This window comes from Paenibacillus apii (assembly GCF_011043685.1).
Taxonomy (GTDB): Bacteria; Bacillota; Bacilli; order Paenibacillales; family Paenibacillaceae; genus Paenibacillus_AQ; species Paenibacillus_AQ sabinae.
The window spans coordinates 195,098-212,465 of the sequence record NZ_JAAKGU010000006.1; the positions used below are offsets into that span (position 1 = coordinate 195,098).

The window sequence follows — 17,368 nt, forward strand, 5'->3', positions numbered from 1 at the left end:
TTTTGGAGACAAAAAAACCGCCGGCGTTTTCGCGGGCGGTTCAAACTCTTTTCTACTCGGATAAAATTCGTTTCTGCCCTTCCAGGGCGCGAATCGGAGCGATGTTTTGCGTAAACTCCAGTGTTCCCAAATAACGCCCTGCTTCGTCGCGGACGGCAAAGTATCGGATATAAATAAATTTGTCCTTGATTTGAATCCAGAAATCCTCGGCGTCCTTGCGGCCGGACTTGAAATCCTCCAGCAGCTTCTCGACGACATGCACGCTTTGCGGCGGGTGGCAGTTCTGCACGGTGCGGCCGATGACGGCTTTGGTGCGGGCGAAGATGCGTTCTTTGCCGTGGGAGAAATAACGGACCACATCGTTCTCATCGATGAATGTCAGATCGACCGGCAGATGATTCATAATCAGTTCAAGCTGCTGTACAGACAGTATTCCGGTCTCAAAGCGGATGAAGCCCTGCGGGGCTCCGGTGTCTGCCGTTTCCGGCACCTCGGCGTTCCCGGGCTCGGGATTGCGCTCCGGCACCCATTCTTTCTCCGGCGCGGCCAGGCAGAAGCCGATCGAGCCGCTTTCGCGGGCAATTCGTACCCACTCGTCCTCGGTCAGTTTGTCCAGCGCCATCGGCAGCAAAATATTCTCTTCCTTAAAGACCATCTCATTCACTTCTTTGATGATAAGCTCAAGCGCCGACACCACTTCCTCCCGGTTTCCGGTGTAGCCGGACAGCTGAGCCTTGGCCTCCTTGATCATGCCGCGGATGCCGTCGTCCACGCCCCACATCACCTGGGTCGGACCGTAAATTCCGTACTTCTCCAGATAAGGGAACAGCAAATTCTCCTTGCGGCTGAAGTGTTTGTCGATGTCCAGCAGAAGGCCCAGATCCTCCAGCAGCTTGAAGATGATCGTTTCATTATCGCTTTTGCGGAATTTATCCTTGTGCAGCTCCAGCCGGAAATTGACCAGCTTCTCAATCTCGCGGTTCTCCAGCTTGAACGTATGCACCGGATGACCGGGCTGCTCCTCCGGCCCGGACGGCCGGTGAATCTCTTCAATCGAGCCCTTGAAGATGGCCGTATGCACGGAGCACAGACGCTGGACTTCCGAGGCCGGTATTCCCTCCTCCGTCATCAGCGAATGCTCCATTGCAGAGATTTCCGCCACCGTCACGTCTCCGACCGCTTCTTCAAAGCGGGCTTTTACTTCCTCGACGCTTTTTCCGGCATGCAGCTCCTTGATAATTTCTTTCAGCATGTTCTGCCGATGGGTCTGCTCCGACGCATGGACTTCCCGGTTATTGATTAATTCGCTCATATTGATCCGCTCCTCTATTCCTGAATGATGAATCCGTGACGCAGAAATGTCTGCTTGACGGTGTCTATATCCATTTTTTTAAGCTTGATTCCTTTAGCCAATGTCATGATTCGACCGGCTGTCTGCAGCATCCCCGGCTTGGCGATATCCCGAAAGCCCAGTTCGAGCATAATGTCCATCACTTCGGGATCACGGCTGACCAGATCGAATATCGACTCGTTTAGACTCAGCGTTTTGTTCATATGGCTGCTCCCCTTACAGGCTGCTTGGTGACAAGTCCCAATATTATTGAGAACCCTTCTCAACATCAGAGTAGCATGGGCCACATGGAGGGATAGTGATTTCAATCACAAAGTATGTAAAACTCCACGGAACGTCACAGCATACCTGGAATGTAGAGGAAGAGCGGACAGCTTGGACATTTTTATATTATAAAAAAAGCACCGATCGGTGCCCTTTCAAGCTTTCTTTAATCCTTAAAAAAACGCCGCCGTTACGGCAGCGCATCTTTCAGCTTCTCCCCCGCTTCGCGCAGGGATTCAAAGGTGCCTGCATCGCTCCACCATCCTTTGAGCACATCGTAGCTCAGCTTGCGGTCAGTCGCATACAGGTTGTTTACATCGGTAATCTCAAGCTCTCCCCTCCGGGAAGGGGAAATCCGCCGGATGATATCAAACACGGCCTTGTCGTACATATAAATCCCAGTTACGCAGTAGCTCGTCTTCGGTTGTTTCGGTTTTTCTTCGATATGGGCAATCCAGGCCGAGTCTGTGCTGTCGAAGACAGGTACCCCGTACCGTCGCGCATCCTCCACCGGTTTAAGCAGCACTTTGGCGGTTCCCTCCGGCTGCCTAAGATAACTGTTGACATAAGGTGTAAGATCCTCCGTGAATAAATTGTCTCCAAGCAGCGTGACAAACCTCTCTCCCGGGGAAACAAAATCTTTGGCAAGCTCCAGCGCCTCGGCGATTCCGCCTGCGGCTTCCTGGATTTTATAGGTCAGGGACACGCCGAACTCGGCGCCGCTTCCCAGGAAATCGGTATACATTCCGGCAGATTGCCTGCTGATTACAAGGAGAATGTCGGTGATGCCAGCCTTTCGCAGCCGGTCGAGACCGTAACAGATCATCGGATATTTGCCTACCGGCAGCAAATGCTTGTTCATCATCCGGGTCAGCGGATACAGCCTCGTTCCCATACCGCCTGCCAGTATGACTCCTTTCAAAGCCCATTCCTCCTTCACATGTAGTGCGCAGCTTGTCATTTCCGGGATTTCAAATAAACTGTCCGGGGTCGACCCCCCATTTGTCCATATACAGTCCGCGATTGCGCTCAATCAGCTCTTTCCAGCCGGAACGGTAAACCTCCTTGAAGCTGGCGCTTCCCTCATGATGCACCAGGCAGTCCCCGGCGATCAGCAGCCGGTAGCCCTGAAGACGTGCGCGCATGCAATAATCGTCGTCCTCGAAATGCCCCGGCGAAAATCTTTCATCGAACAGACCTACCTTTGTGAACACTTCCCTTTTGAATAAAAAGCATAAGCCGACCAGTCGGGTCGTCTCGCTCCATTTGGAGGGATCGGAAATATTCGCCGTCTCCGCCGCCGCATGGAACCCGGCAATGTCCGAATAACCGGTGCTAATCTGCTGCCTGCCGCTGGCATAATTGGTCACGGGACCGACAATGCCTATATGTGGAGCGCTGTACAAGGCAGCCTTCAGATTGGTGAGCCATCCCCTCGAAACAATGACATCATTGTTGAGAAGCAGCAGTTCGTCCCCGGATGCCAGCTGAAGGCCGTGATTGCAGGCGGCCGGGAACCCGGCGTTGGCGGGCAGGGAAATGAAGGCGATCTTTTCTCTGCGGCAGTAATCCGCCGTGCCGTCGCTGGAGGCATTATCTACAACGATCAGTTCGTAAGGCTCCGCCGTATGCCCGCGAATGGCCTCCACGCAGTTCCGGAGCAGCCTCAGTCCGTTAAAGGTCGGAATAATAATACTGGTTCGCGTCATATTCCGTTCCTCCATGCCGCAAGCAAGCGGCGGCTGTCCGTCCCGCTCTCTCGCCAGAGCAGCCCTGTCTCGCCGCGGGCGAACCCTTCCGCAAGCGCCTCGGCATGATCGCCGATAATCAATTGTTCCACACCGTTACCCGCGCCTGTATTCCCTTTTCGAATCCGGTTCCGCTTGATGACATTGACCGTGCCCGCGGCCTTAACGGAAAGCTTCTGCATAATGGCGGCCGCCTGGGCCTTGGGGGGCACCGCCAGCGTCTGTGGGCCGATAAGCTCCAATGCTCTGCGGGAAAGCGCATGCGGTACGGCAGTCATGGAACCGGAACCCAGATCCTCGCGGCCAAGCGCTGTGTTCAGAAACATTTTGCAGCGGGTCACGTCATCGCATTCTCCGAATACCGGAAGCAGCGGATTCAGGTTATTAAGCGCCACATCCGCTCCCTGGTCCACGGCCGCAGCGAAAGGATACAGCTCCGGAGCGGGGATGGCCATGTCGCCATCAAGGAACAGCAGGATATCGCCCCGGCTGAGCTTTGCGCCAATCGCCCGCCCTATATCATGACCCGCCGCCTCCGGACAGTGGACGATGGTGGCCATGCCGGACTTCCGCGCCCGCCGGAAGCTGTTATCGACGCAGCCGTTCAGCACGACGATGATCTCCTCCGGCTTCAGCCGTTCCGCTTCTTTCAGCACCGCTCCCAGCGTCGTTTCCTCGTTGCATGCGCTAATAATGACCGACAGCTTCCTGTTCAGCGCCGGCCGAATCCATGTCGTCTTCCGGGAGCTTCGTCCGGTGGTTCTGCCGGAGGGCCGCACCGGTCCTGGAGTTCTAACGCTGCTAAGGACTTTTCGGATACGAGTCTTTTGCAGCTTTGCAGGGCCCTGCAAGACGCTTTTCCGCCCTGAAGCGGAAGCCTTGGACCTGCCGGCAGGCTTCGGATGAATTCCAATTCTCATGAGTCTATCACCTCACCATTTCCCTCCGCCGAGTCCCGTCGCTGAATCCGGCTCTCTCGCCCCTGCTTTCCAGCACCAGAGAAATCGCCCGGAGATGATCCGCGACAATAATCTGCTGCAAGGGATCTGTCCCGTTCGTCTTGGGGCGGATAACGTTCATTCGGCCGACAGGTACCTTATACGCTGCTTCTATTTTAAGGCCTTTCAGAACAGCCATGGCCTGCGCCATCGGCGGAGAGGACAATATCCCGCTGCCAAGCGTTTCCAGAGTCTTGCGGCTTAGCGCGTGAGGAACTGCCGTCATCGAGCAGCCCTTCAGATCCGGACGGCCCAGCAGAATATTGAGCGCATGCTTGGAGAGCACAACCGGATGGGGACGGGAACGGTGAACCGGTCCGGAATAATCGTTCAAAGCGATGTCTGCTCCCCTGCTTACAGCCGCCTTGAAAGGACGAAGCTGTGAAGCCGAAATGACTAGATCGCCGTCTGTAAACAAAAGAATATCACCTTTCGCCGACTCCGCCCCTACGCTGCGGCCGACATCGTGTCCCAGCGGCTCCGCGTAGGATATCACGCGCGCTCCGCAGGACGCGGCAATCTCTGCGGTGCCGTCAGAGGAACCGTTAACCACAACGATGACTTCACATCGCAAATCGACTTTTCTTGCTTCCTTGATGGCCGCTGCAATCGTGCCCGCTTCATTCATTGCCGGAATGATAACGGACACGATTGGCTCGGGATGATTCCCGGAGTATGCGGCTTTATGAGTCCGGGCCGCACGGCGTACATTACTGCGCCGGGAGGGGCGGGAGCGCTTTATTATTCGCTTCATGCACAATCATCCTCCTAGCAAGCATTCCCCCGGGGCGGGGTTCATCACAGTGTATGTAACCAATAGCCGCCTGGAACGGCCAACGTCTACGTTTGTCAATATTCCGGCCAATTCGGAATGAACAGCAGCGGGCTGGGAGAAAGGGGACACGCGTGAAATCTATAAAGAAAAAGCGCAGTCTCTTGGCTGCGCTTTTCGTTATTTTTCAACTGGGAAACCGGATTTCGATAATCCGGAAGTTATAGTTGATACCGTAACCTTAATCGTATAACCGGTCCTCAGGAGCGGGCTTCGCCGCAGGGGCGCCGATCGCAATCCAGGAAATGACACCGTAGAATTGCTGAGTTTCACGCAGACGAACAACCTGAAGTACGGCATCTGCGCTTCCCCTGCTTTTTAATGAAACATAGAAGAAGGGCTGGTTGGTCATGGCGACAATCACATAGCCTGTGTGGCCGAACGGCTCATCGAAGGTCACAGTGACATCTACGGTATCCGAGCCTGCGGCGAACAAGAACGCCGACATTCCAAACTGCTGAAGCGTCGACCGGTTACCCGCGCTCCGCACCGGATTGAAGGTCAGATGCTCGGGGCTCACCGCTTCCCGCATCAGTTGTTCTCCCCCGATGGAGGATGGAGCAAGATGCTGGCTCTGCACACTCTCTTCCGCCAGATGGCGGGACTGAATGGAGAACGGAGCGATCTTCGAACCGTCCACCGCTTCGTCCTGAAGCTGCGCTCCCCCCACCGCACCTTCTGCCAGCTGGTCACTGCCGATGCTCCTTGGTGCAAGCTTGCTTCCGTCAATCGAGCCACCCGGCAGCAGCTCCGGAGAACGAACCTCCTCGGACAGATGCTGAAGCGTAATCTCGCCCGCCGCAATATGGCGGCCTTTCACCGAGTCATCCGACAAATGTTCGGATTGAACGGCCAATGCGGCCAGGTGTTCGCCATAGACGGAGCAGGGCACAAGGTTATAGCTCTGTACGCTCTCTTCCGCCAGATGACGGGTCTGAATGGAGAACGGAGCGATCTTCGAACTGTCCACCGCTTCGTTCTGAAGCTCCGCTCCCCCCACCGCACCTTCGGCCAGTTGGTCACTGCCGATACTCTTCGGGGCAAGCTTGCTTGCGTCAATCGAGCCACCCGGCAGCAGCTCCGAGGAGCGTACCTCGGCCGACAGATGCTGAAGCGTAACCCCTCCTGCGGCTATATGGCGGCCTTCTACTGAACCGTCTGCCAGATGCTCCGATTGAACGGCTGCATCGGCCAGTTTGGCGGAATGGACGCTGCCGTCCGCGAGCTTCTCGGCCGTTACTGCGCTGCCGCCGAGTTTGTCGCTTGTTACACTTCCAGATGACAGCTTCTGCGAGGTAACCGATTGATCCGCGAGGTGGTGGAGCTGGACCGCTTCGGCGGCGAGATGGTAGCTCTGCACGCTGCCTTCCTCGAGATGGTGAGACTGAATGGAGAACGGAGCGATCTTCGAGCCGTTCACCGCTTCTTCCTGAAGCTGCTCGCCCCCTACCGCACCTTCGGCCAGCAGGTCACTGCCGATGCTCTTCGGGGCAAGCTTGCTTCCATCAATCGAGCCACCCGGCAGCAGTTCCGAGGAGCGCACCTCGGCCGACAAATGCTGAAGCGTAATCCCGCCTGCGGCTATATGGCGGCCTTCTACCGAACCGTCTGCCAGATGCTCCGATTGAACGGCTGCATCGGCCAGTTTGGCGGAATGGACGCTGCCGTCCGCGAGCTTCTCGGCCGTTACTGCGCTGCCGCCGAGTTTGTCGCTTGTTACACTTCCAGATGACAGCTTCTGCGAGGTAACCGATTGATCAGCGAGGTGATGGAGCTGGACTGCTTCGGCGGCGAGATGGTAGCTCTGCACGCTGCCTTCCTCGAGATGGTGAGACTGAATGGAGAACGGAGCGATCTTCGAGCCGTCCACCGCTTCTTCCTGAAGCTGCTCGCCCCCTACCGCACCTTCGGCCAGCAGGTCACTGCCGATACTCTTCGGGGCCAGCTTGCTTCCGTCAATCGAGCCACCCGGCAGCAGCTCCGAGGAGCGCACCTCGGCCGAAAGATGCTGAAGCGTAATCCCGCCTGCGGCTATATGGCGGCCTTCTACCGAGCCTTCCGCCAGATGCTCCGATTGAACGGCTCCATCAGCCAGCTTGGCGGAATGGACGCTGCCGTCCGCGAGCTTCTCGGCCGTTACTGCGCTGCTGCCGAGTTTGTCGGTTGTTACACTCTCAGATGACAGCTTCTGCGAGGTAACTGAATGATCCGCGAGGTGATGGAGCTGAACCGCTTCGGCGGCAAGATGGTAGCTCTGAACGCTGCCTTCCTCGAGATGGTGAGACTGAATGGAGAATGGAGCGATCTTCGAGCCGTCCACCGCTTCTTCCTGAAGCTGCTCGCCCCCTACCACACCATCGGCCAGCAGGTCACTGCCGATACTCTTCGGAGCAAGCTTGCTTGCGTTAATCGAGCCGTCGAGCAGCAGCTCTGAGGAGCGTACCTCGGCCGACAGATGCTGAAGCGAAATCCCGCCTGCGGCTATATGGCGGCCTTCTACCGAGCCATCTGCCAAATGCTCTGATTGAACGGCTGCATCGGCCAGCTTGGCGGAATGGACGCTGCCGTCCGCGAGCTTCTCGGCCGTTACTGCGCTGCCGCCGAGTTTGTCGCTTGTTACACTTCCAGATGACAGCTTCTGCGAGGTAACCGCATGATCCGCGAGGTGATTGAACTGGACTGCTTCGGCGGCCAGATGGTAGTTCTGCACGCTGCCTTCCTCGAGATGGTGAGACTGGATGGAGAACGGAGCAATCTTCGAACCGTCCACCGCTTCTTCCTGAAGCTGCTCGCCCCCTACCGCACCTTCGGCCAGCAGGTCACTACCGATACTCTTCGGGGCAAGCTTGCTTGCGTTAATCGAGCCGTCGAGCAGCAGCTCCGAGGAGCGTACCTCGGCCGACAGATGCTGAAGCGTAACCCCGCCAGCGGCAATATGGCGGCCTTCTACCGAGCCTTCCGCCAGATGCTCTCCCTTGACAGCTTCGGCAGCCAAATGCGCGGAACGAACACTCCCTGGCCCAAGCTTGCCGGCGGTGACGCTGCCGTCCTGAAGCTGGGCGGACGAGACCGAGTCCGGCTGAAGATGACCGGAGCCGACGGACTGGGAGCGGATGTGCTCGCCGCCAACAATGCCCGGGGACAAATGCTCCGGCTGAAGCGCGCCCGGCGCGATGGCCTCCTTCCCTACCGAGCCCGGCGCTAAATGCTCGGACTCAACAGCCGATACGGACAGCTTGGCGGAATCGACGCTGCCGTCCGCGAGCTTGGAGGTCGTTACCGCTAAATCGCCAAGCTTGTCGCTCGTCACGCTCTCAGGCGACAGCTTAAGCGAGGTAACCGCATGATCCGCAAGATGATGGGGCTGAACCGTATCAGCGGCAAGATGATGGCTCTGCACACTCGCCTCTTCCAGATGGCAGGAGTGGATGGAGAACGGGGCGATCTTCGAGCCGTCCACCGCTTCATCCTGAAGCTCCGCTCCTCCTACGGCGCCTTCTGCCAGCAGGCCACTGCCGACGCTCTTCGGCGCCAGCTTGCTTCCGGTGATCGAACCCTCAAGCAGCAGGTCCGAAGAGCGAACCTCAGCTGCCAGATGCTCAAGCGTAATTCCGCCCGCCGCAATATGGCGGCTTTCCACAGAGCCGTCCGCCAAATGTTCCGATTGGATGGACGATGCCTCCAAATGCTCGCTTCCGACCGAAGAGGGAGCCAGATGGTAGCTCTGTACGCTCTCTTCCTCCAGATGACGGGAATGGATGGAGAACGGTGCAATCTTCGAGCCGTCCACCGCTTCGTCCTGAAGCTCAGCTCCCCCTACGGCGCCTTCCGCCAGCAGGCCACTGCCGATGCTCTTCGGCGCCAGCTTGCTTCCGGTAATCGAGCCGTCGGGCAGCAGGTCCGAAGAGCGTACCTCCACTGCCAGATGCTCCAGTGTAATTGCGCCCTCCGCAATATGGCGGCTTTCCACCGAGCCGTCTGCCAGATGCTCTCCGGTAACGGATTCCTCGGCTAAATGCCCGGAACCGACGGCTCCTTCCCCGAGCTTGCCGGCGGTAACGCTGCCGTCCTGAAGCTGGACGGAAGCGACGGAGTCCGGCAGAAGATGTCCGGAGCCGACGGACTGGGAGCGGATATGCTCGCCGCCGATCATACCGTGGGACAGATGCTCCGGCTGGAGCGCTCCCGTCGCGATCGCTGCCGATCCTACCGCGCCCGCCGCCAGATGCTTCGATTGAACAGCCGCTTCGGCCAGCTTGGCGGAAGTGACGCTGCCGTCCCGAAGCTTGGCGGAAGTTACCGCGAGGTCGCCGAGCTTGTCGCTTGTCACGCCTCCCGGCGCCAGCTTGAGCGAAGTGACCGAATGATCAGCCAGATGATGGGGCTGAACCGCTTCGGCTGCCAGATGGGTGCTCTGTACGCTCTCTTCCTCCAGATGACGGGACTGGATGGAATGGGAGGCGATCTTCGAGCCGTCCACCGCTTCGTCATGAAGCTCCGCTCTGCCTACCGCTCCTCCCTCCAGCCTGTCACCGCTGATGCTTCTCGTCGCAAGCTTGCTTCCGGTGATGGAGTTGTCAGGCAGTAACTCCGAGGAGCGCACCTCGGCTGACAAATGTTCCAGCGTCACCCCGCCCGCCGTAATATGACGGCTTTCGACCGCGCCTGCCGCCAGATGCCCCGGCTGAACGGCCGATGGCTCCAGATGCTGGCTGCCGACAGAAGATGGGGCCAGATGATAGCTTTGTACGCTCTCTTCCTCCAGATGACGGGACTGGATCGAGAACGGAGCAATCTTCGAGCCGTCCACCGCTTCGTCCTGAAGCTCTGCTCCGCCTACCGCGCCTGCCGCCAGCAGGCCGCTCCCGATGCTGCCAGGCGCAATCTTGCTTCCGTTAATCGAGCCGTCGGGCAGCAGCTCCGGGGATCGTACCTCCTCAGCCAGATGCCGGAGCGTGATTTCGCCCTCTTCAATATGGCGGCCTTGTACTGCGCCTTCGGCCAGCTGTTCGTCTGTGATGGACCCCGGGGCCAAATGCTCCGAGTGGACGGCTCCTGCCCCAAGCTTGCCGGCGGTGACGCTGCCGTCCTGAAGCTGGACCCAAGAGACCGAATCCGGCTGGAGATGGCTCACTCCGACAGACTGAGAGCGGATATGCTCGCCGCTGATCACGTCGGGAGACAAATGCTCCGAGCGAAGCGTGCCTGCCGCGATTGCATCTTTCCCTACCGAGCCTGCCGCCAGATGCTTCGGCTGAATGGCGGATGCGGCCAGCTTGGCGGAAGTGACGCTGCCGTCCGCGAGCTTGGCGGAAGTTACCGCGAGGTCGCTGAGCTTGTCGCTCGTCACGCTTTCGGGCGACAGCTTGAGCGAGGTGACCGCATGTTCCGCCAGATGATGAGGCTGGATGGCTTCCACGGCAAGATGATGGCTCTGCACGCTCTCTTCCTCCAGGTGGCGGGACTGGATGGAGAGGGAGGCGATCTTCGAGCCGTCCACCGCTTCGTCCTGAAGCTCTCCTCCGCCTACTGCCCCTGTCGCCAGTCTGTCGCTGCCGATGCTCTTTGGCGCCAGCTTGCTGCCGCCAATCGATCCATCGGGCAGCAGCTCCTGCGAGCGCACTTCCGCAGCCAGATGCTCAAGTGTAATTTCGCCCGCCGCAATATGGCGGCCTTCCACAGAGCCGTCCGCCAGATGCTCTCCGGCGACGGATTCCGCAGCCAAATGGTCGGAGTGCACAGCTCCTGCACCAATCTTGCTGGCCGTGACGCTGCCGTCCTGAAGCTGGACGAACGATATCGAGCCCGGCAGAAGATGGCTGACTCCGACAGACAGGGAGCGGATATGCTCGCCGCCGATAATGCTGGGGGACAAATGCTCCGAGTAAATCGAGCCGGGGGCGATCGCTTCCTTCCCTACCGCGCCCTTCGCCAGATGCTCGGCTTCAACGGCGGCTTCGGCCAGCTTGGCGAAAGTGACGCTGCCGTCCGCGAGCTTGGCGGAGGTTACCGCAAGGTCGCTGAGCTTGTCGCTCGTCACGCTTTCAGGCGACAGCTTGAGCGAAGTGACCGCATGATCCGCCAGATGATGGGGCTGGACCGCTTCGGCGGCAATGTGGATATCTTTTACCGCGCCTTCCGCCAGCTTCTCCCCCGACACCGATCCCGGCTGAATGGCAACCGGCGCTACGCTGTTCTTCCGCAAATGCCGGCTGTCTACCGCTCCAGCGGCCAAATGCTCGCCATCCACGGCAGCATCCTGGAGCACGCGAGCGCTGACGCTGGAATCGGCAAAATGCTTCTCTTCCACCGCGCACAACGCAATATGCTCGCCGCTAACCGCTCCTGGCGCGATAGCATAGTCTCCAATCGCGCCAGGCGCCAGCTTGCTTGCAACCACGCTGCCGTCCGCAAGCTTGGCGGCGGTAACGCTCTGGGCGCGCAGGTGTCCTGTGCCCACCGCTTCCCCGGCGAGCTCTCCGCCTGTAACAGCTCCGGCCGCCAGATGCCGGGAATGCACCGAATCGTCCTTGAGATGCGGCGCCCCTACCGTACCGGCCCGAAGCTGTTCTTCTCCCACCGCTTCAGGCTGAATATGGGCGGAGCCTACGGCCTGAGGCGCAAGCTGCGAACTGCGCACGGCCGATTTGGCGATATGCCGGGTTCCCACGGACTCATCGGCAAGCTTGTGCCCGATTATACTCTGATCGGCAATCTTGGATGAAGTGACCGCCTGCTCCACAAGCTGCGCCGTACCGATCGCGCCTTCAGCCAGCTTGGTGTACGTTATGCTCCGGTCTGCCAGATGGCGGCCCGTTACGGCTCCACTGGCGATGTGCCCTTCGGAGACGCTGTCCGGCGCAAGATGCGAACCCTGTACTGACTCTGCGCCAAGCTCTCTCTCGCCGACTGCGCCTTCGGCCAGATGGCTGCTGACGATGCTGCCGAGCTGCAGCTGTTCGCTGCCGATCACCCGGCCGGTGAACTGCTCCGGGCCGATGGCTCCCGGCGCAAGATGCTTCGCTCCGACAATGCCTTCTCCCAGATGGTGAGCCCCAATGGCTCCATCCTCGATCTTCGCTCCGTTGATCGATCCATCTTCGATGATATCTCCGCCGACGGAGCCGTCGGCCAGCTTGGAACGGTCAATCAGGCCGCTCGCCAGATGCCGGATGCCAATCGAACCGCTCTGGATTTTGTCTCCGGTGACGGCGCCTTCCTCCAGAAGCTCGGTGGTGATGATGCACTCGCTTAAATGGCGGCTTTCAATCGACCGCTCGGCGATCTTGCTGGCATCGATCAGCCGGTCGGCCAGCTTCTCGGGGCCGATGCTGCCCTCCTTCAGCTTCTCGCCGCCGATGGAGTGATCGAGCAGCTTGCCGCCGGACACGCTGCCCTCGGCCAGATGAACGCCAGACACGGATTCCGGCGCGATCTTGACCGAAGTAATCGCCTTGTCCGCGATATGAATGGACTGGACCGCATAGTCCTGCAGCCACGGAGCGCCGATGATGCCGGGCTTCAGCTTCGAACCATCGATGCTGCGCGGAGCGATTTTCGGTCCCGTTACCGCTCCGTCCGACAGATCGTCGGTATACACCTGCCGCTTCTCTTTCTCCAGCTTCACGGCAAAAGGCTCAATCTCCGGCTTGGCCTCGGGAGCCTCCTCCGGTTTGATCTCGGGAGCTGTCTCCGGAATGGTCTCGGAGACCGTCTCCGCCTGCTCGTTAAGGATTTCCACAGGCTCGGCGGCGGCCGAGGAGTGCAGCGCCAGCGCCTCTTTCTCCTCTTCCGCTTCCGTCTTGACAGCCGGAGCTATTGCTTTTTCAACACTTACCGTATCGACCTTCCACGACTGCTCTTCCCCGTCATCCAATATACTTATTTCCTTGATATTCGGGTTATCCACAAAATAAAGCCGTTTCTTCGACTTAACCGGCAGCTTCTTTCTGGATCTGCTCACTAGCAGTCCCTCCCTCCGCTGTGTTTTCGCCTAAGCATCATATGCACGGAACCGGGTGAATGACACCCTTCTCCCCTCCCGAACGCCAACTAAGCCGCGATTTTACGCATCCGGCTTTCTTGTATCGGAGGAATTGTTGGGGCATGCCCAGCTGCCGGAATCCGGGAGGAAAGTGAAAAAGGGCTTCTGTCACTCGCTCATTCGTCCACCCTGATAGGCCGCTAATCACATATTCTGAAAGAAAAGGCAAGAAGAAAGGCTGCGCCGCCCGTTAAACGGCAGGGCGAGGATGATTAACTGGGAGGGATCGATTAATGGGGCAACGACTCGTCGGTATACTGCTTAATGCCGCTGCACACCGGGGGATTCCCCGGGGCAGGACGGGATGGGAGTCCCTTGCCTGCTATGAAGAAGCCGCAGCCGCCTACGGCCTGACCCCCTGTTATATGAAGCTATCGGACATCAATCCCGTCTACGGATATTGCGCCGCTTATATCAAGGGCCCCCGCGGTTATAAAAAAATGCTCCTGCCGATTCCCCAAGTCATCCATAACCGTGCCATTTACGCTGTCGGAAGCACCGGAACCGAACAGCTGGCCGCCTGCGGGGTGAAGGTGTTCAACCGGCAGAGCAGGTACGGCAAAGATGAGATTCACCGGCTGCTTGAGCTCGATTCGGGGCTTCGCCGCCATCTTCCCGATACAGAGGCGGGCACCGATGGGCTGGAACAGATGATGAAGCGTCACTCGGATCTTATTCTGAAGCCCCGCCGGGGAAGCGTCGGAAAAGGGATTATGCGCTTGAAACGCGATGACAATGAAGACTGGATCTTGAATTATCTGCATAACCGCCGGATGATGAAGGCGAATATCTCTCCCTCCCGGCTCCCCTTTGCTCTGCTGAACCTGATGGACACCGGAACCTATCTGGTTCAGGAACGGATTCCGCTTGCGGAGGCGGCTGGAAGACCCTTTGACCTCCGGGTCACTGTCCAGCGCGGCTGGGGCGGTGAATGGGCCGTCACCGGCCTGTTCGCCAAGCTGGCTTCTCCCGGCAGCTTCGTCTCCAATATCGCCCGCGGCGGAGAAGCGGCGGAGGCCGCTTTTGCGCTGGAGCAGGCCTTTCCGAGCCGCGCTGCCGCCCACTACCGCATGTCGGCCGCGGCGCTCGCCCTTGCTGTAGCGCGCAGCTTGGAGAGCAGTCTGCCCGGGCTGGCCGATCTCGGGCTCGACATCGCGGTTACACAGGACGGCCAGCTATTCTTCATCGAATGCAACGGACGGGACCAGCGGTACGGATTCTACAAGGCGGGGCTGCCGGAGATCTGGAAGGAGAGCTACCGGCGTCCCATGGGATATGCGCGCTACTTGCTGGACGGCGGAGCGATGCAATAACGTTATTGATTTGTCCTCTATTCTATGTCAATATAATGCAGAGCGGCCGGGTCTTCAGCTACCCGCGGCCGCTGCATGACGGAAGGGAGACAAGGCATGGTTAAACGACTGCTGCGGCTGATGACCGAGCTGTCCTCGCACAGATGGATTTCCCGTATGATGGGCTCTTTTTCCCACAGCAGGATCAGCCGCGTGCTTATCCCGGCATTTATCCGGACTTATCAGATTCCCGCCTCGGAGGCGGAAAAAGATCCCGGCGAATACGCCACGCTCAACGAGTTCTTCAGCCGGAGGCTGAAGCCGGGCATGCGGACCGTCACAGTAGAGACGGACGCTGTGGCCAGCCCCGTTGACGCGATGATTACGGCGATGGGCGGCATTTCTTCGGGAACGATTTTGAATGTAAAAGGGCAGGATTATAAATTGGAGGAGCTGCTCAACCACTCTCCTCACCAGGAGCTTTATAAGAAGGGCTTTTTTTTCGTGCTGTATTTAAGTCCGACCGATTATCACCGCATTCATTCTCCCGTTACCGGGAAATTGGCGGAGAGCGACTATATTCGCGGGCGCTGCTACCCCGTCAATGAATTCGGGATGCGGCATATGAAAGGCGTGCTGTGCCGCAACGAGCGGCTCATTACCTACATTGACCACGAATATGGCGAAGTGGCCGTCGTGAAGGTTGGCGCAATGAACGTCAGCGGCATTCACTATTCAGGCGAAAGCAAGCGGGCGTGGACAATCGGCGAGGACCTCGCATACTTCGAGTTTGGCTCGACGGTGGTCCTGCTGGCCGAGAGCGGCATTTTCACTCCCCGCCCGGGACTTGAGCCCGGCATGAAAGTAAAAATGGGCGAGCTGCTCGGATTCCTGCGGCCGCCGGAATAACATCATCAAACCGAATCAGCCCGGCAGATCTGACAGGATGAGAATCCGTCGTTCGGCCGGGCTGATCATTTTTCATCGCACAGGTCATGAAAGCGGGGAGGCTTCCCGTCTCTCCTCTGTTATGCTTATACGACGGCATTTGCTTACTTGCTCCGTCCTTCTTTACTCGCTTACCTTCCCCTGGTTCGCCACCTCGCGGGCCTTGGCCTCCACCTTCTCCGGCTCCCCGAGATAGAACCGGCGGATCGGCTTCACATCGTCGTCCAGCTCGTAGACGAGAGGAATGCCGGTCGGAATATTGAGGTGCAGCAGCGCGGTCTCGTCAATATCCTCCATATACTTGATCAGCGCGCGCAGCGTGTTGCCGTGCGCCGAAATCAGCACCCGCTCTTTCTTGCGGACAAGCGGCACAATCCGGTTTCCCCAGAAGTCGCCGACCCGGTGAACCGTATCCTCAAGGCTTTCACCGCGGGGGATGTCGCCGGGACGTACCTCCCGGTAACGCCGGTCGTTTCGGGCATAGCGCGGATCATCCGGCTCCAGCATCGGCGGGCGGACCGATAGGCTGCGGCGCCAAATCTGCAGCTGCTCGTCGCCGTATTTTAACGCCGTCTCCGACTTGCTGAGCCCCTGCAACGCGCCATAATGCCGCTCGTTCAGCTTCCACGATTTCTGTACGGGAATCCACAGCAGATCCAACTCTTCCAGAACCAGATGAAGCGTCTTGATGGAACGCTTGAGCACCGAAGCAAAGGCGAGGTCGAACGTATACCCGGCTTCCTTGAGCATTTTGCCCGCTTCCCTGGCCTCATGTATCCCTTTCTCCGTCAGATCCGGATCGCTCCAGCCGGTAAACAGATTCTGCCTGTTGTACTCGCTCTCCCCGTGACGTATCAGCACGATTTCATACATGCGCGTTCTCCTCCCTTATTCCGTTTGATTCCCATCTGCTCATCTTGTCCATTTCGTACAAAATTCCAGCCCAAGCCGCCTTATGTTCCGGGGGAAATGTCAAAAACCGAAGACCGTGGAAAAGCGCCTTCGGTTCAATTTCATTTGTAATTCCCGATGAGCTTTGCAAGCTGTACCCGGAACGTATTTACCCTGGAGCTCCGCCGGCGAAACCTCATTTTAGCGGATTTCCGAAGGGCTCTTTCCCGTATGCTGCTTGAACTGGCGGCTGAAAAAGAAAATATCGCGGTATCCAAGCGCGTCCGCCACCTCCGTCACGTTCATACCCGCGTACAGCAGCAGATGCTGGGCCCGTTCGATCCGGGTGCGGATGACATACGACTGCACGGAGGAGCCGATCAATTCTTTGAATTTTATGGAAAAATAACGGGGCGACAGTCCGGCCCGGGCGGCCAGCTCCTCGACGCGGTGAGCGACTCCGGGATGTTGGCTGATGTAATTCGCTACCTCGTGAATAACCTCGGCGAGCTGGTTGCTGACGCTGCGTTCCACCGGCTTGGCCCGGTCTTCCCGCAGCAGGTTAATCATGATCTGCTTAAGAATGAGCTGGCCTTCTTCCTCCGCGGCGAAGGTCTTCACCAGAAACAGCCGGACGTAGCGCGCAAGCAGGTGCTCGAACTCCACCGTTTCGGTCAGCTTGCGGTAAGGCTCCGGGATATCGGTGACAGGCTCCTTAACATCAAAATGAATGTATGTAAGCACAAGGGGTTTCTGCGGGTTATGCTTTGCGCTTGTACGGTCTCCCGGACGAAACAGGAAACAGCTTCCCGGGCCGACCTCATAGGCTGTGCCGTTGCGCACAACCGTTCCTTCGCCGCTCCAGACGTAGAACAAGTCGTAATTGGGGAGCGGCTTCTCCCTTTTCTGCCATTTCCAACCCGGCTCGCAGACGATTTTGGCCAAGGCGGGAAGGATGACAAAAGAGGAAGGCGATGCATTCAGCATCCTCTTTCCCTCC

11 protein-coding genes are annotated in these 17,368 nt (G+C 58.4%); 2 read left to right on the forward strand and 9 right to left on the reverse strand.

Annotation, left to right across the window (positions count from 1 at the left end; all coding sequences use genetic code 11):
- Positions 1-52: 52 nt before the first annotated feature.
- The 7 genes from G5B47_RS14900 to G5B47_RS14930 form a co-directional block, all read right to left on the reverse strand.
- Positions 53-1,312: a DUF438 domain-containing protein gene (locus G5B47_RS14900; RefSeq protein WP_165099484.1), complete on the reverse strand. Its 1,260-nt coding sequence runs from the start codon at positions 1,310-1,312 to the stop codon at positions 53-55.
- Positions 1,313-1,326: 14 nt separating this feature from the next.
- Positions 1,327-1,554 (reverse strand): DUF1858 domain-containing protein, encoded by a 228-nt coding sequence (locus tag G5B47_RS14905; protein WP_165099486.1) that lies wholly within the window; start codon positions 1,552-1,554, stop codon positions 1,327-1,329.
- A 251-nt stretch (positions 1,555-1,805) separates the two neighbouring features.
- Positions 1,806-2,537: a sugar phosphate nucleotidyltransferase gene (locus G5B47_RS14910; RefSeq protein ID WP_165099489.1), complete on the reverse strand. Its 732-nt coding sequence runs from the start codon at positions 2,535-2,537 to the stop codon at positions 1,806-1,808.
- 49 nt (positions 2,538-2,586) lie between these two features.
- A complete protein-coding gene (locus G5B47_RS14915; RefSeq protein WP_165099492.1) occupies positions 2,587-3,324 on the reverse strand; it encodes a glycosyltransferase family 2 protein in 738 nt (245 codons plus the stop codon).
- Entirely contained in the window at positions 3,321-4,283 is a 963-nt protein-coding gene (locus tag G5B47_RS14920) for a glycosyltransferase family 2 protein (RefSeq protein WP_165099494.1), read from the reverse strand. The genes G5B47_RS14915 and G5B47_RS14920 overlap by 4 nt, the downstream gene beginning before the upstream one ends.
- 7 nt (positions 4,284-4,290) lie before the next feature.
- The gene (locus G5B47_RS14925; RefSeq protein ID WP_165099496.1) at positions 4,291-5,115 is read right to left on the reverse strand and encodes a glycosyltransferase family 2 protein; all 825 of its coding nucleotides are present in this window, start codon (positions 5,113-5,115) and stop codon (positions 4,291-4,293) included.
- Between the two features lie 259 nt (positions 5,116-5,374).
- Positions 5,375-13,156, reverse strand: coding sequence for a WIAG-tail domain (locus tag G5B47_RS14930; RefSeq protein ID WP_165099499.1), 7,782 nt, complete (start codon positions 13,154-13,156; stop codon positions 5,375-5,377).
- 314 nt (positions 13,157-13,470) lie between these two features.
- Here G5B47_RS14930 and G5B47_RS14935 point away from each other — a divergent pair, with 314 nt between their 5' ends.
- Positions 13,471-14,550 carry a YheC/YheD family protein gene (locus G5B47_RS14935; protein ID WP_165099501.1) on the forward strand — a complete coding sequence of 360 codons (1,080 nt, stop codon included), beginning with the start codon at positions 13,471-13,473 and terminating at the stop codon, positions 14,548-14,550.
- Positions 14,551-14,646: 96 nt separating this feature from the next.
- On the forward strand, positions 14,647-15,438 hold the full coding sequence (gene asd, locus G5B47_RS14940) for an archaetidylserine decarboxylase (RefSeq protein WP_165099503.1): 792 nt from the start codon (positions 14,647-14,649) through the stop codon (positions 15,436-15,438).
- Between the two features lie 162 nt (positions 15,439-15,600).
- Here asd and gpmA read toward each other — a convergent pair whose 3' ends face one another.
- Positions 15,601-16,350 (reverse strand): 2,3-diphosphoglycerate-dependent phosphoglycerate mutase, encoded by a 750-nt coding sequence (gpmA, locus tag G5B47_RS14945; RefSeq protein ID WP_165099505.1) that lies wholly within the window; start codon positions 16,348-16,350, stop codon positions 15,601-15,603.
- A gap of 219 nt (positions 16,351-16,569) precedes the next feature.
- Complete coding sequence (locus G5B47_RS14950) at positions 16,570-17,355, reverse strand: AraC family transcriptional regulator (protein ID WP_165099507.1); 786 nt, start codon at positions 17,353-17,355, stop codon at positions 16,570-16,572.
- Between the last annotated feature and the right edge of the window lie 13 nt (positions 17,356-17,368).

Excerpts from the sequence above, each read along its gene's own strand:
- G5B47_RS14950 (WP_165099507.1), bottom strand. The coding sequence starts at position 17,355 with ATGCTGAATGCATCGCCTTCCTCTTTTGTCATCCTTCCCGCCTTGGCC.
- G5B47_RS14935 (WP_165099501.1), top strand. The coding sequence starts at position 13,471 with ATGGGGCAACGACTCGTCGGTATACTGCTTAATGCCGCTGCACACCGG.
- G5B47_RS14905 (WP_165099486.1), bottom strand. The coding sequence starts at position 1,554 with ATGAACAAAACGCTGAGTCTAAACGAGTCGATATTCGATCTGGTCAGC.
- gpmA (WP_165099505.1), bottom strand. The coding sequence starts at position 16,350 with ATGTATGAAATCGTGCTGATACGTCACGGGGAGAGCGAGTACAACAGG.
- G5B47_RS14925 (WP_165099496.1), bottom strand. The coding sequence starts at position 5,115 with ATGAAGCGAATAATAAAGCGCTCCCGCCCCTCCCGGCGCAGTAATGTA.
- G5B47_RS14900 (WP_165099484.1), bottom strand. The coding sequence starts at position 1,312 with ATGAGCGAATTAATCAATAACCGGGAAGTCCATGCGTCGGAGCAGACC.
- G5B47_RS14920 (WP_165099494.1), bottom strand. The coding sequence starts at position 4,283 with ATGAGAATTGGAATTCATCCGAAGCCTGCCGGCAGGTCCAAGGCTTCC.
- asd (WP_165099503.1), top strand. The coding sequence starts at position 14,647 with ATGGTTAAACGACTGCTGCGGCTGATGACCGAGCTGTCCTCGCACAGA.
- G5B47_RS14915 (WP_165099492.1), bottom strand. The coding sequence starts at position 3,324 with ATGACGCGAACCAGTATTATTATTCCGACCTTTAACGGACTGAGGCTG.